19 protein-coding genes are annotated in these 14,343 nt (G+C 36.0%); 5 read left to right on the plus strand and 14 right to left on the minus strand.

Annotated elements, in window-relative coordinates; genetic code table 11:
* Positions 1 to 22: 22 nt before the first annotated feature.
* Complete coding sequence (locus BM350_RS02520) at positions 23 to 904, minus strand: 2-dehydropantoate 2-reductase (protein ID WP_090914374.1); 882 nt, start codon at positions 902 to 904, stop codon at positions 23 to 25.
* A 346-nt stretch (positions 905 to 1,250) separates the two neighbouring features.
* Between BM350_RS02520 and BM350_RS02525 the strand changes: the two genes are divergently transcribed.
* Positions 1,251 to 1,721, plus strand: coding sequence for an N-acetyltransferase (locus BM350_RS02525; protein ID WP_090914372.1), 471 nt, complete (start codon positions 1,251 to 1,253; stop codon positions 1,719 to 1,721).
* 29 nt (positions 1,722 to 1,750) lie between these two features.
* Here BM350_RS02525 and BM350_RS02530 read toward each other — a convergent pair whose 3' ends face one another.
* The 3 genes from BM350_RS02530 to BM350_RS02540 all read right to left on the minus strand — a co-directional run bounded on the left by BM350_RS02530 (position 1,751) and on the right by BM350_RS02540 (position 3,135).
* Positions 1,751 to 2,272 carry an RsfA family transcriptional regulator gene (locus BM350_RS02530; RefSeq protein ID WP_090914370.1) on the minus strand — a complete coding sequence of 174 codons (522 nt, stop codon included), beginning with the start codon at positions 2,270 to 2,272 and terminating at the stop codon, positions 1,751 to 1,753.
* 127 nt (positions 2,273 to 2,399) lie between these two features.
* Positions 2,400 to 2,573 (minus strand): 50S ribosomal protein L32, encoded by a 174-nt coding sequence (gene rpmF, locus BM350_RS02535; RefSeq protein ID WP_001984764.1) that lies wholly within the window; start codon positions 2,571 to 2,573, stop codon positions 2,400 to 2,402.
* 61 nt (positions 2,574 to 2,634) lie between these two features.
* Entirely contained in the window at positions 2,635 to 3,135 is a 501-nt protein-coding gene (locus BM350_RS02540) for a YceD family protein (RefSeq protein WP_090914368.1), read from the minus strand.
* 153 nt (positions 3,136 to 3,288) lie between these two features.
* Between BM350_RS02540 and BM350_RS02545 the strand changes: the two genes are divergently transcribed.
* A complete protein-coding gene (locus tag BM350_RS02545; RefSeq protein WP_090914366.1) occupies positions 3,289 to 4,530 on the plus strand; it encodes a nucleotidyltransferase in 1,242 nt (413 codons plus the stop codon).
* A gap of 356 nt (positions 4,531 to 4,886) precedes the next feature.
* Here the strand turns inward: BM350_RS02545 and BM350_RS02555 are convergent, their stop codons facing one another.
* The gene (locus tag BM350_RS02555; RefSeq protein ID WP_090914363.1) at positions 4,887 to 5,912 is read right to left on the minus strand and encodes a SepM family pheromone-processing serine protease; all 1,026 of its coding nucleotides are present in this window, start codon (positions 5,910 to 5,912) and stop codon (positions 4,887 to 4,889) included.
* Positions 5,905 to 6,696 (minus strand): patatin-like phospholipase family protein, encoded by a 792-nt coding sequence (locus tag BM350_RS02560; protein WP_139207621.1) that lies wholly within the window; start codon positions 6,694 to 6,696, stop codon positions 5,905 to 5,907. The genes BM350_RS02555 and BM350_RS02560 overlap by 8 nt, the downstream gene beginning before the upstream one ends.
* A 107-nt stretch (positions 6,697 to 6,803) precedes the next feature.
* On the opposite strand from BM350_RS02560, the gene ylbJ reads away from it, so the two are divergent.
* A complete protein-coding gene (ylbJ, locus tag BM350_RS02565) occupies positions 6,804 to 8,036 on the plus strand; it encodes a sporulation integral membrane protein YlbJ (protein WP_090914361.1) in 1,233 nt (410 codons plus the stop codon).
* Here the strand turns inward: ylbJ and coaD are convergent.
* Both coaD and rsmD read right to left on the minus strand, forming a co-directional pair.
* The gene (gene coaD / locus BM350_RS02570) at positions 8,031 to 8,519 is read right to left on the minus strand and encodes a pantetheine-phosphate adenylyltransferase (RefSeq protein WP_020059268.1); all 489 of its coding nucleotides are present in this window, start codon (positions 8,517 to 8,519) and stop codon (positions 8,031 to 8,033) included. The genes ylbJ and coaD overlap by 6 nt on opposite strands.
* A complete protein-coding gene (gene rsmD, locus BM350_RS02575) occupies positions 8,507 to 9,082 on the minus strand; it encodes a 16S rRNA (guanine(966)-N(2))-methyltransferase RsmD (RefSeq protein ID WP_090914359.1) in 576 nt (191 codons plus the stop codon). Before rsmD ends, coaD begins: the two co-directional genes overlap by 13 nt.
* A gap of 631 nt (positions 9,083 to 9,713) precedes the next feature.
* Here rsmD and BM350_RS02580 point away from each other — a divergent pair.
* Positions 9,714 to 10,103: a DUF7147 family protein gene (locus BM350_RS02580; protein ID WP_090914354.1), complete on the plus strand. Its 390-nt coding sequence runs from the start codon at positions 9,714 to 9,716 to the stop codon at positions 10,101 to 10,103.
* A 43-nt stretch (positions 10,104 to 10,146) separates the two neighbouring features.
* Here the strand turns inward: BM350_RS02580 and BM350_RS02585 are convergent, their stop codons facing one another.
* The 6 genes from BM350_RS02585 to BM350_RS02610 all read right to left on the minus strand — a co-directional run bounded on the left by BM350_RS02585 (position 10,147) and on the right by BM350_RS02610 (position 13,622).
* Complete coding sequence (locus tag BM350_RS02585; RefSeq protein WP_090914352.1) at positions 10,147 to 10,422, minus strand: YlbG family protein; 276 nt, start codon at positions 10,420 to 10,422, stop codon at positions 10,147 to 10,149.
* A gap of 226 nt (positions 10,423 to 10,648) precedes the next feature.
* Complete coding sequence (locus tag BM350_RS02590; RefSeq protein WP_090914351.1) at positions 10,649 to 11,101, minus strand: YlbF/YmcA family competence regulator; 453 nt, start codon at positions 11,099 to 11,101, stop codon at positions 10,649 to 10,651.
* Between the two features lie 76 nt (positions 11,102 to 11,177).
* Positions 11,178 to 11,750, minus strand: coding sequence for a histidine phosphatase family protein (locus BM350_RS02595; RefSeq protein ID WP_090914349.1), 573 nt, complete (start codon positions 11,748 to 11,750; stop codon positions 11,178 to 11,180).
* A gap of 76 nt (positions 11,751 to 11,826) precedes the next feature.
* Positions 11,827 to 12,072: a YlbE-like family protein gene (locus BM350_RS02600; protein ID WP_090914347.1), complete on the minus strand. Its 246-nt coding sequence runs from the start codon at positions 12,070 to 12,072 to the stop codon at positions 11,827 to 11,829.
* 11 nt (positions 12,073 to 12,083) lie between these two features.
* Positions 12,084 to 12,497 carry a YlbD family protein gene (locus tag BM350_RS02605; protein WP_090914345.1) on the minus strand — a complete coding sequence of 138 codons (414 nt, stop codon included), beginning with the start codon at positions 12,495 to 12,497 and terminating at the stop codon, positions 12,084 to 12,086.
* Positions 12,498 to 12,584: 87 nt separating this feature from the next.
* Entirely contained in the window at positions 12,585 to 13,622 is a 1,038-nt protein-coding gene (locus BM350_RS02610) for a CAP domain-containing protein (protein ID WP_090914344.1), read from the minus strand.
* A gap of 211 nt (positions 13,623 to 13,833) precedes the next feature.
* Here BM350_RS02610 and BM350_RS02615 point away from each other — a divergent pair, with 211 nt between their 5' ends.
* Positions 13,834 to 14,199 (plus strand): YugN family protein, encoded by a 366-nt coding sequence (locus BM350_RS02615; RefSeq protein WP_090914342.1) that lies wholly within the window; start codon positions 13,834 to 13,836, stop codon positions 14,197 to 14,199.
* The last annotated feature ends 144 nt before the right edge of the window (positions 14,200 to 14,343 follow it).

Here is a 14,343-nt window from a genome sequence, read left to right on the forward strand (position 1 = left end):
TTGTAAAAGCAAAGAATATCTCTTATCTTTCTAATCCTTTTATAGAATGATACAAAAAAGACAGCGTCGGAACTGATTTTTGTTGCTTCTCTGCTTCTTGAATTAAATAACCGACAATTGCATCAATTTCTGTTTTTCTATTATTGCGTATATCCGTTAACATAGAGGAAATATTATGAGCTGTATTTTCACATACTGTACATACACGCTCCCAATACTCTCCACATTGTAAGTCGCCGACAATTCCCATTACTTCTGAAAACACTTGCTTCATCACTTTGTGAAACGAGGGATTTGTCAATAACTCTCCATTTTGCACACCAAACAGCGCAGTTAATGGGTTGATACACGCATTAACGACAAGCTTATTTATCATTGTTTGTTTCCAATCATTTTCAATTGCTACCGGAAATAGACTAGAAGAAAACACAGTAAACAGATTTTCAAATCGTTCCTTTTCTCCATGTATAATCCCAAATTTTGTACTACCTATCCCAGTATGATGAACGATACTCGCATTTTCCTTTTTCGCTCCGTGTTCTACAATTCCTATTGCAACACTAGCGCCTTGAATTTGCTGTAATAAATGAAGATGTCCCATTCCATTTTGCAAGAAAATAAGTCGTTTTTCCGCTTGCAAATACGGTAATATCTCTTCTAAATGATATTGTTTTACCGCGATAAATGTATAATCATGTGTTTCATTTTTTATATTCTCTAAAGGGCTAACACGAGGAAATACAGTTTCCCTCATACCATTTTGCACACATGTAATCCCGCACTTATTCAAGCGCTCAGATTGCTCTACTGTTCGTGTATACAGTTTGACATCCTGCTCATTTTTTTGTAAATAAAACGCAAAAAGAAGTCCGATTGCTCCTGGCCCAACAATTCCAATTTCCATTTTTAAAAAGACCCCCATTTTCATCACGCTATACATCAAAATTTAAAAGATACAACATGACCACTACTTGCTTACTCCTTTTGTTTTAAACCTTGCATGTGGCAGAAAACGGCCCTGACCGCTACTATGCATGGCCAGATGCTCTCGCCCCCTAAAAAGAAAGAGGGTTTATATGTCGATTTTTTAATTTGTATTTATATAGTTTATAAAATTAGTTTAGCAAACTTCTAAAAAAAATACTGAAAGAATGATCTCTTTTCTTCATAAAATTAAAAAAATGCGTTATAATATTATTGTAAATATTTATACTTTTCTTTATTTTACAACAAGAAAAGGATGTGATTCTATGCATTTCCCGAAAGTTGAGCGCTTGCTCATCAATTATAAAACGTTAGAAGAGTTTAAAAAATTCAAAGGATGCGGCGCTGAAGAATTATCTATGCTGGAAGATTTACAAGCAAATATCATCGAAAACGATAGCGAATCCCCCTTTTATGGAATTTATTACGGCGGTTCTCTTATCGCACGCATGAGCTTGTATACGAAACAACAGTCCAGCAACAAATTGTTTTCTGGCCCTTATGTAGAACTTTTTAAACTTGAAGTGTTACCAATATTCCAAAAACAAGGATTCGGTAAGATGCTTGTCGATTATGCAAAACAATTGCATCTTCCTATCAAAACGATTGCTCGTGTCCAATCTGCTGATTTTTGGGAGAAATTACACTTCGAAAAAGTAACCATTGATGATGGTGATTTCTATATTTGGTATCCAAACGCAAATTTGAATGCGGTTACAAAAAGTGAATCCGCTTAAAAATAAAAACAGCTGCGTGACAGCTGTTTTTATTTTGATGTTTTTTCAAGTATTCCTTTTTCTCGTTTCCTTTCTCTTTCAGAAGGCTCTAATACCATCGAGTTTCTTTTTCGGTCAATATAATCAAATAAAGTACGATATTCTTCTTCATACAAAGACAATTGCTGCAGCAGCCCTTCTTTTTCCTTTTGCAACGCCTCAATTTTTTTATATAACTCCATTTCTTCTTCTTCTTTTTTATAACTTTGTAAAAAAACAATTACATCTTCTAACGTTATTGAAAGAGAGCTCACTTTCTCCTTCTTTTGTTCTTGCACTTCATAATTTTCAGCTTTTCGTATTTGCTTTGCTTCTTCAATGCGTTCTTTATATTGTTTACGCACGTAAGAATTCCAACGAAATCCACAAGCAGCAGGTGTCCGCGATAAATGTCTCCCTACTTCTTTGAAGGCAGAAAGCTGCGTTCCCCCTTCGCGAATATGCCGGAGCACTACTTCTGCCAGAAGTAAATCTTCGTCATCAGTCCATGCATCTTGTCTTGTTGTTGCCATCTCTCTAGTCCTCCTTATGCATTTTTTATTAAACATATGCAGTTACTAGAAAAGATAGAAGAATAACATGTAAAGAAAAGCAAAAAAATAAACGCAGAAGGTTTCCCTCCTGCGTTTATTTTTGCAATTACTTGCTGATTACTTCTTTACCTTTGTAAGTACCGCATGCTTTACATACACGGTGAGCTAATTTTGCTTCACCACAGCTTGGGCACTCTACCATACCAGGTACTGATAATTTGAAATGCGTGCGACGCTTTCTTTTTACTGTTTTAGAAGTTCTTCTAAAAGGTACAGCCATTCTTCCCACCTCCTTAAAAGAGAAAGTTATTTTCATACGAAGGACCGAACCGGTCTTCTGATTATTTGTCAAAAAACTTCGCAAGTCCTGCCAATCTTGGATCAACAGGCTTTTCTTCGCTTTTTTCCGAAATCACTTGCCAGTCTCGACCTTGCATCGGTGTTCCTTCTGAAACATCCTCACTGAAAATTTGCATTGGAATCTCCAATAGTATATTTTCCTTAATTACAGGGAGTAAGTCAAGTACTTCTCCTTCTAAGTAATGAAAATCTGCTTCAGTTTCATAATCTTCTTTCGAAACTAAGAACACTTCAGTTGTTTCAATGTCAAATGGTAATGTTACATCTACTAACGTTCTAGAACATGGTAATACCATGCTTCCTGTTATATGTAGATGGAACGTAAATTTGTTAGAGCCAAAATCAACTCTTCCTGTCACATGAACAGGAGTAATGTCTCGAACATCTTTCTCAACATTTTTCAGCTCACTTACATCTACCATCTCATCTAACGTTAGTCCTTTTTGTCGATATTTGTTCAATTGATGGATGGACCATTTCATATCATATCACCTCAAGGCAACAAACAAAATTATAGCTAGCCATTGTATATTTGTCAATATTTTTTCTTTACACTATAATGAAGTCATTATAGGAAATAATATATAGATTATCATGTTTTAGAAAAAGATGCTACACTGAAAGGAGAGATTATTATAAAAGCTAGCGGCATTGTTGTTGAATATAATCCATTTCACAATGGTCATGCTTATCATATGCAACAAACAAAAAAGTTAACAAATGCGGATATCATCATTGCTGTTATGAGCGGACCCTTTTTACAGCGTGGGGAACCTGCTCTCGTTTCAAAATGGGCGCGAACACAAATGGCATTAGCAAATGGTGTGGACATTGTCGTCGAACTCCCATATGCCTTCGCAACGCAAAAAGCTGAAACATTTGCAAACGGTGCTATTTCAATATTAGATGCTCTTCGTGTCTCTGAGATTTGTTTTGGGAGTGAAAGTGGTAATATCGAACATTTCTACAATACAGTTACTTTGCGTCAAACTGAGCAAGAGGCATTCCATTCCCTTGTGCAGCGATACTTAAAAACAGGCATGAGTTATGCGAAAGCAACTTCTGAGGCATTTTCATCCTTACAAAAAAACATAGCTACTATCGACATTTCAGAGCCTAATAATATTTTAGGAATGCATTACATAGAAGCAATTATCAAACAAAAAAGTTTAATGAAGGCAAGTACAATTAAGCGTTTTGCTTCTCACTATCATGACGAAACATTTCAAAATGAACGAATTGCTAGTGCAACGAGTATTCGCAAACAATTATTTAATGATTCGGAAACTTTTTCAACAATTATTCCCTTTGTTCCAAAAATAACAAACCTACTTTTAGAGCAATATAAACATTCCTATCACCTATTACATAATTGGGAGCATTATTTTCACTTACTAAAATATAAACTCCTAACCATGTCACCATCGCAATTACAAAATATATATGAAGTAGAGGAAGGGTTGGAACATCGGATTTTATCTTCTATCCAAGAAGCAACTTCATTCACAAAATTTATGGAAGTATTAAAAACAAAACGTTACACATGGACACGACTACAGCGCATTTGCACACACATTTTAACCAACACAACAAAAGAAGAGATGCACAAAGCCCATGTAGAACAACACGCACAATATATTCGTTTACTCGGCATGTCCCAAAAAGGACAAGCGTATATATCAGCAAAAAAAAAGCAAATAACACTTCCATTGCTTTCTCATACAAAAACGTTACAACATCCTCTTCTAGATATAGACCGAAAAGCAAGCGCTGCTTATTTCTCTATTTTACAAGGAACCCTTTGTGGTGAAATGATAAAGCGAGATATAACGCAGCACCCTATTCGGTATAACGAAGTGCAACATGTATTTTTGTAAAGTGAAACTTCCATCAGTGAGGGGTTCTTCCTCCCCCACTGATGGAAAGCCCGCCCAACCTTGCACATACCAGCAGTTATCCCTCACCGATCTTCTTTAGAAAAGCGGAAGTGGCTCGCTCAGAATGTGAGGGGGATGGAGCTTCTGACGTAGAGGCGTTTTTTACCTCGTAGGAAGAAGCGAAGCCACCGAACATTCTAGACACTGGAGCTGGACAACGACCCTCTCTCAGCCTTAAGGTGGGGGTCTTACTACCCACGAATAGCGGGATAAAGTGAATCTTCCAGCTTTCCCTTCTTTATCTTTCGCTGTCTAAAAATAGAATGATAAAAAAATCCTCTCTTAAACGAGAGGATTTACTTTTTTTCTGACATTTTATCCAAATACGTTAACGCATCATCTAGCGTATCTACAGGTATAATTTTCATTTTGGTGTTTATATCTTTAGCTGTTTTCACTGCCTCTTTATAATTTGAATTCTCTTTTCCATTCTCATTTGGAGCAAAGAATACTTCTGCACCTGCATTATGAGCTGCAACTACTTTTTGAGAAATACCTCCAATTGGACCAACTTCTCCTTTTTCATTTATCGTTCCAGTTCCAGCTATTTCGTGACCTTTCGTTATATCTTCTTTCACGAGCTGATTATAAATTTCTAACGTAAACATAAGACCAGCAGAAGGTCCCCCAATCTTATGCGCATCAATTTTCACATTAGGACTTACTGTAAGCTTCTTATCTGTAATAATAGAAACCCCAATACCAGCGCGACTTTTATCTTCTGGAATTGGCTTCAGTACAAATTTGTCTTCCTTTTCTTTATTTTCATGGACATATTTAACACTTACTTCATCATTTTGTTTTTTTGTTTTCATATATGCAATAAACTGCTCTGCCGTTTGCAATGATTGCCCATCAACAGCAAGAATACGATCTCCAAGCTTTAATTTTTCAGCAGCTGGCATATCATTTGCAATACCAACTACAAGCACACCTTGATTTTCAAACGTAACAGGGGCATTTGCTCGTTTATAAGCATTATAAATAGCCGCATCTTGTGACTCTTTCATTGCATATACTTGGCGAAATTGATACTCTTCATCACTTTCACCTTTTCTTAAAATTTCTTCCTTCTTAAAAATTTCTTCATATTTGTTAAATTTAGCAGAAAGAAAATTCACAACATTCGCTCGTCCCATCGAAACTGTAACAAGCATAAAATCCCCTTTCTCTTTATTCCCTCCTTCAACCTTTACATATGGCTCTAATTTCTCTGCCATACCTGGCTTTGTAATATAGTATGGCAGAGGGACAAATACAATTAGCATTGCAATAATTACTCCAATAAGTAGTGCATATAAATACCGAAACTTTTTAAACATCCTTTTTCTCCTTCCACTGCTCAATCAATGTGTAAATTGTTTGAATATGCTGCTTTGCTTCTTCTTCACCAACACGAATAATATCTTCTATATTGGTAAAGGCTCGCGAACTAAATTGTTCTACAGCTGGATGCATCATTAAATCTGATGCAATTTGTCTATTTACTACAAGTTCGTGTTGCATAATTTCAATGCTTTGCATAATGACATCATAAATGGATGTAACTTCTCCATTAACCTTAATAGGAGATACATCAACAGCAATCACAATATCAGCTCCTAATTTTTTTACTACCGATACTGGAATACGATCAATCACTCCTCCATCAACGAGCAGTCTTCCATTTATTTTCTCTGGAACAAATATACCGGGCACAGAAATACTTGCCCTAACAGCATCTGCAATAGAACCTTGTGTAAAGACAACCTTTTCACCTTTTAGAATATCAGTTGCTACAACCGCTGTTGGAATATCTAGCTCTTCTAATTTTTTATTATATGTAAACATTTTAATCATATCTTTTACACGTTTTCCAGTAATAAATCCCATTTTAGGTACAGTAAAGTCCAAATAGTACTTCCGCTTAAATACTGTCGCTAAACGATACAAACGATCCACATTACATCCCGCTGCATAAAACGTACCTATTAGTGCCCCCATACTGCTCCCTGCGATCATATGAATAGGTACACCAGCGTCTCGCAACACTTTAATAACACCAACATGCGCAAATCCCTTTGCTCCGCCTGATCCAAGCGCTAATCCAATTTTCGGTTCTCTCATCTTCTTCACCCTCAAAAATTTTTCACTCTCTTTTTATACTTATGGTCTAATTTCACCATGTATCCTCGTATACTGAAATGAACATTTGGGACAAAGGGGGATACAAAATGTACGAAAAATGGAAAACAAGCTTTCTCACCATATCGGTTTCTTTTATTACAATTTCTCTCGTACTCCATCCCCAAGCAGCACTACAATCATCTATTCGAGGCTTAAATATATGGTGGGAAGTTGTATTTCCTTCATTGCTACCTTTTTTTATTATTGCAGAACTTCTAATCGGGCTAGGAGTTGTAAAGTTTATCGGTGTGTTATTAGAACCCTTGATGCGTCCACTCTTTCGTGTACCTGGTATCGGAGGCTTTGTATGGGCAATGGGGATGGCCTCGGGTTTCCCTGCAGGCGCAAAATTAAGTGCTCGGTTACGCCAAGAAAACCAACTTACACAAATTGAAGCAGAACGTCTAGTATCTTTCACAAACTCTTCTAATCCATTATTTATTTTTGGTGCTGTAGCGATTGGTTTCTTTGACAACCCAAAACTAGGACTTATTTTAGCAGCCTCCCATTATGTTAGTAATTTCACAGTTGGACTACTCATGCGCTTTTACCAAGATAATCGCGCGCAACCAAAAGCAAAAAGGCATGCACCGCCAATCCCATTGCGGCAAGCTTTTTCTGTTCTTCATAAAACTCGCTTACAAGAAAAACGTCCCATTGGCAAATTAATTGGTGATGCGATTAATTCTTCTGTTCAAACATTACTTATGATTGGCGGGTTTATTATTTTATTCTCTGTTTTAAATAAAATGTTAACTGTGTTTCATATTACAACTTTCCTTGCTTTTATTATGAAACAAATATTAGTTGCATTTCAACTTTCGCCTTATTTTAGTTTCCCTATTTTGTCAGGCCTTTTTGAAATGACACTCGGGAGTCAAATGATTAGCCAAACAGAACACACTTCTCTTTTACAACAAGCCATGATGACAAGTTTTGTTTTAGCATTTAGCGGTCTTTCCATCCAAGCTCAAGTTGCCAGCATTTTAGCAGAAACAGATATTCGCTTTAAACCATACTTTATTGCACGTATTATTCAAAGTTTCCTTGCTCCAATCTATACATACATATTTTGGGGACCACTTTATGAAAAATTACATTCTTTTTCACCTACTCAATATGACATTCCAGTCTTTTTATCTGAACAATCTACCGTGTTTGCAAAAGGATGGACCTCACTTATTATGTACGGTCCGACTTTTACACTATTTTGTTTATATTTATATGTTACGTTACTCTTTTTACGTCTCATTCATAACAAAAAACCCCGTTCATCATAACGGGGTTTGAAACTTCTCTTTTAAAGCACGTTCTACAATTGGTGGAACAAGCCCAGAAACATTACCACCATAACGAGCTACCTCTTTTACAATACTTGAACTTAAAAAGGAATATTGGTTATTCGTCATAATAAAAAACGTTTCTACATTCTCTTCCAATTTGCGATTCATGGATGTAATTTGCATTTCATATTCAAAGTCAGATACCGCACGTAAACCGCGTAAAATCGCATTCGCATTACGCATCCTCGCATACTCAACTAATAACCCACTATGCGAATCAACCTTTACATTCGGAATGTCTTTTGTCGCCTCACGAATTAATTCTAAACGCTCCTCTACCGTAAAAAGCGGTTTTTTTGATGAATTATTTAAAACCACAACATATACTTCATCAAAAACTTTTGCACCCCTTTTAATAATATCTAAATGTCCAAGCGTAATCGGATCAAAACTTCCCGAAGAAATTGCTATGCTTGCCATTCGGTCCCCTCACCTTCGTACTTATAAATCGAAATCGCTATAATACCATAGTTTTCAGCTCTTACCTTCACAAGTCTACCAATAGTTTCAGGTAGTTCTACATCTACCCCATGTTCAGCCATAACGATTCCATCTTCTTTCAATAGACCATGTTGATCCATTATACTTATTAAAGAAACAATCTTTTGATCTTTATACGGCGGATCTAATAGTACAAGATCGAACAATAACTTACGTTTCATAAGCGCTTTTACAGCACGTTCTGCATCATTTCTATATACTTCAGCTTGCGCTTCTAACTTGCAACTTTCTAAATTTTGATGGATAACCTTTATTGCTTTTCCATCACGATCAACAAAAATAGCCTTATCTATCCCTCTACTAAGAGCCTCAATACCAAGCCCACCGCTCCCGCCAAACAAATCAAGAGCTAAACCACCGTCAAAATAAGGACCGATAATATTAAAAATCGCTTCTTTCACCTTATCTGTTGTCGGCCGTGTTGTATTACCTGGTACAGCTTTTAAAGGATGACCTTTACACTTTCCCGAAACTACTCTCATAATTTTTCACTACCTTTATCTCTTTCTATATAAATCCAAATTAAAAAACGACATAAAACCATTCTCATTAGGTGGGCGAGGGCATCTGGCTATGCATAGAAGCGGTCAGAGCCTTTTTCTGCCACATGCGAAGTTCAAACAAAGGAAGAAGGCAAGTGCAGGCTCCTTTGTTTTTGCATAACAGCAATCTATATGTCGAAAAATCAAAATGGATTCATATAACAAATGTTCATATAAATCATTCTTGTATAAGCTCAACTTTATCCCGCTATTCGTGGGCAATAATACCTCCACTGATGAAAGTTTCACTTTATGTATATTCACCTTTTTTATCCTATCATAAAACATGCGAAAGAAAAATAAAAAGGAAAAGAGAAAATTTAATTTTATAATGTATATCTTCATACAGTTTGGGGATAAATAAGTATAACAACATCACCTTCGATGTTGTTGCCAACCGCGGAGAAGACTTACGTTTCCCCATAAGTTCTTCCTCCGGTTTCTCCTCTCCCTTTGCCTTCTTGCTAGTCATGCTAGTATAAGAAGGGCCCTGCTTCGGCAGGGTTTTTTCTTTGTCTCCTTTTCATTTTGAAACTGAAATGATACAGTAAAAGAAAGAGGAGGAAAAGACATGATTCAACGTTTTATTGAACTAGGAGAAGGATACTCCGATTTATACGAATTACTCGAAATTGCAAAAGCAAACAAACATCGAGTATCGCATATGCTTCAATTTAATACTTCGAAAAACGACAAAGCTGTATGCTCTCTCGTCGTTGTTCTTCACCCCACGACAGTAGGCGATTTTCAGCCTTTATACATATGTCGAGAAGGGATTCCTGTATTAACAGATAAAAAAAGCAAACGAATTACTTTATTTGAAGAAACAGCTGAACAAATCGGAAAAAAAGTAGTTTCTTTTACTGTAAAACCATCTACTACATTTCCAGAAAATGAACTATACTTCAACCATCTCATCGGTATTTTACGAATGAATCATTTTATTCCACCGATGCAATAAGGTGAAGAATACAAGAAAGCCCCACCAGAATTTAGGTGGGGTTTTAATCTATCTTATTATAATCATATTCTTTCGCACGATCTGGTCTGGAATTTTCGAACTCCGTTTTTAAAAACGGCCGATAAGATGGCTCTATTTTTTTTACAAACGGAAGCTTATTTAATTTTTGCATCATATGTTCTAATTGCTCCATATCACAATACACAACAGCATATTTAAACCGTTTCGATATGTAATGAATGTTTCCATATTTCCTTAAAATTTTAGCATGTTTTAAGGAATGTAGATAGACAATCATACTTTGTCGTTGCCCAAACATAATGTTCTCCTTTTATTTAATATCATTCATTTATCCCGCATTAACGGGCAGTAAGACCCCCACTGACGGAAGTTTCACTTTATTTCATAATAAGCCACAGAAATTTATCCTGTATTAATGGGTACCCCTACCGATGAAGGCTTCATCATCGATTTTCAAATATTAAAAATACCGGAAGCCATTTCTTACATTCTTTTTTCTTCTATATTCTAAAAAACGGGGCAGATTACCCCGTTTTTTTGCACCCGCAACTACCTCCAGAACCACAACCGCCTCCACAACCACCTGCATCAAAAAACGGGTTGCCTGTCGGAACTTTAATAGCAGGAGAAATCTCAGCACCCATAATTACACTAATCTCATCCAATAACTTTTGTAAATCATTTTCCGCCTTTTTAAAAGCAGCTATTTTTTCATGTAAATCTACTGCTCGTTTTAACTCCCGCATTTGTTTCGATACAGATGTATAGTCCGGATGATATTTTCCAAAGCGCTGCACTTCTTCATAACGCTCTTTCATTTCTGTAAATTGCCCTATTAGCGTTTGTACTTCCGAATCTTGCTGCAATGCATAGTAGCACTTGCGGTATTGCTCTGCTATATCTGAAAGAACAACTGCCTTTGCAAGTTGTTCAGCCTTGTCTAAAATCATTACGCTCTCTAGCGTCGCTGCAATCATGAGAGACACCTCCGAATATTAATCATATCACATTTACAGCAGAACTACTAATTCCATGACTTTATTCAGATATAGATTACAGACAAATATGTTCGGCAATATTGTACTTCAAAATTTCCCACGTTCCCTCTATTTCTCTCACATAACTGATACAAGCATTTTGTAGTGGTGTTTGAAACGTAATTTCTTCTGGAGAAATAGCATGTAACATCGCTTTAATTGCATGGGAATGTGCAACAATAATAATACGTTTTCCCATATATTTTTGAGCAACATCTTTTAATGCTACAAAACACCGCTCAACAATTTCTTGATCCGTTTCCATTCCTTCCACGTTACCATCTGCAATAAACTGTCTAACTTCAGCAACTGGCTTTCCGGATGCTACTCCAAAATTTCGTTCCATAAAACGTTCATCAAGATGAATTGTGTCTATTTTCACCGCATTAGCAATAGCTTGCGCTGTTTCATATGCTCTTACTAGTGGACTACTAACGATGATATCCCATGATTCAGCTTTTAAAGCTACTGCACTTTGACTTGCTTGCTTTTTTCCAATTTCATTTAAAGGAATATCTTCTCTTCCTTGAATAATCTCTTGAAAATTCCAATCAGTTTGTCCATGTCGTACTAAACAAATTTCCGTCATGCTATAACTCCTTTTTCTATAATCCATTTTTATTGTAACAAAAGTTTCGCATGACGGACACATTTTTTACTTCCAATTAATTAACGTTTTGCTGTTTCATATATTGAAACATGTCTATCATAAGAGAAGCAACGGATAATTGATTTTGAAACTTAGCTACCTTGTCTGGGATTGTCTTTTTAAAATATTGCATGGCTGCTAATTCAAATGCTTCTTTTTCACTTGGATTTCTAGAAAGTTTCCGATACCAATATGGTTGCTCTCGAATATATTTCTGTAAATCTTCATTCGACCTTACAAATTCGATGAGTTCAGTTCTCATCACCTTTCCTCCTAATCTTTTTGAAAGAAAAACGGATTATTTTCGGAATTACGCTGTTGCTTTGTTGTTTGATCCCCTTGAAACTGTTGAATAACCTGCTGCACACTTCCAATGGCAGTCGTCATATTCGCTAAATGTTGCTGCACCTGTTCTACATCTATTTTTTTTAAAAACGATACCATTTGTCCCATAAAATCACCAAGCTTTTCTCCGCTCTCTTCTTGTACAGGTGGAGGAACTATCTCTCCATTTACTTTGTAGCGATTCCACACACCATCTTGTTCTCCAAGTAAATACCATTCTTCGTAAAACTGTTGCCATGATTTCTTTCCATTTCGAACGTCATGAACCATCTTTGGATGCTGACGTACAAACTCTTTGAACTTTTGAATAGAAGGATGTAAATCTCCTTTCACCGTCGTCATTACAATCACCCCACCAGATGTATCTTTTACTATATTGTAAGAAAAAAAAGGCGCATGGTTCGCCTATTTTTAGGCAATCCATACACCTTACTTTTGAATAAAATTTTGCGTATAAAATTTATCATACACTCCAATTCCTAAACCAGTGAATTGTTCATTTAGCAAATTCTTTCGATGTCCTTCACTATTTAACCATCCTTGAACCGCTGCAATTCCATCACTATGCTGCGCTGCAATGTTTTCTCCCGCTAGCTGAAATGATACATTCCCTTTTTGTAAACGATCTCCTAATGTTCCAAACGAAGGTGAATCATGTGAAAAATAGTTGTTATCTTTCATGTCTTTACTATGTTCATATGCTACTACCGCTGCTTGCTGATCCCATACTAATAATGGAAGATGGTTACGACTTCGAATTACATTTGTCAAATCTAAAATTTGCTGTGCATTCCCTTGTTCAACTTGTTTTATTTGTTCTTGTGATAATGGCTGTGGATTCGTTAATTCTCCAGAAAAAACAATCTGATACGGTCTTTGGCTGATTAACGTTTCATCATCCATATAACGAACACCAACAAGTTTATGTGTAAAATGATCAAAATATAATTGCGCCCATCCATCTTCTATAGCAACGAGTGGTTGTTCTGTTAGTTCAACATCAGATAATTCGAATTGATAGCTATTTTTTCCCATTTTAAGTGAAATTTCATGTGAAAACGGATTTTTCTTATAAATATCTTCATATGTTTCCCCAATATGAAATGGCGAAATATTTACTTTCTCTCCACTAACATAAATCGTAACAATTTTATGCTCTTTAATCCCAAACTGCACATATTGTGTTAAGTTTTTATTATATATCCACCATTCATAACCATATGCAGATGGTTCAATTCGCGATGGTTCATCCCAATTTGCTAATAAAATTTCAGAATCACTACCAAGTAACTCCGGAATGGTTTCGGGTACTCCTTTAATCTCTTTTTCTTTTTTGGTTTTCACAATTTTATGCTCTTTTTTTAAATGAGGGGATTGAAATATATATTGAGAAACGAGTAATTTCCCGTATAGATCAATTGCTAAAATAAGAATAGTAATTACTATAATGCGAAACAACTTTTTCAAATTATATACCTCCTGAATAACCATGAAATTGAGGTATACACAAACAAAACTGTTTTCTCCATTTTGTGTGTACCACACTATGTTCACTATATCATATTTCTTTCATAAAATCAGACATTCTCCCTTTTCTCTCTATATGAATTGCGTTTTCTCACTATTCGTACTATTATAAATTCAAGTGGTTTTACGTTTATAATAAGGAGGCTATTTCATGCAATTTACAAATACGAAACTTGAAGGCGTAGTTGTTGACTTCACACTTCTTACTGAGGTAATGGACAATCATCACTTTGTACTAGCTGGGCAATGGGATTACGAGCGAGTTACATACGACTATAAATTTGAAATGCTGAAAGATGTGTATTATTTACGTATACAAGGTTTTGCGCTAGAAGGAGATATTGGCCGGCGACATGCCCATATTAAATTATTACAACCTCTTCTTGGTAAACATTATTATCCACACGGCGTGGAGTATGGAGAGAACGAAAAATTCCCAAAAAATGTTCTTCAAAAAAGCGAACAGTTACTTCAAAATATCGAAAAAGAGTTGCAAGATTTAGCGATTATAGAATAAAGAAAAGCGGAGCCGACTGTTTAAGCCCTCATAGCTAAGGAGGCAGAGCTAGACAAAGATGTCGAAAAATCAAAAGAAGGTGTACACGATGGTACACCTTCTTTTGATTTAGTAAATTTACCTCGCTATTCGTGGATAGTAAGC

The organism is Bacillus sp. 103mf, from assembly GCF_900116295.1.
In the GTDB taxonomy this organism is placed as follows: Bacteria; Bacillota; Bacilli; order Bacillales; family Bacillaceae_G; genus Bacillus_A; species Bacillus_A bruguierae.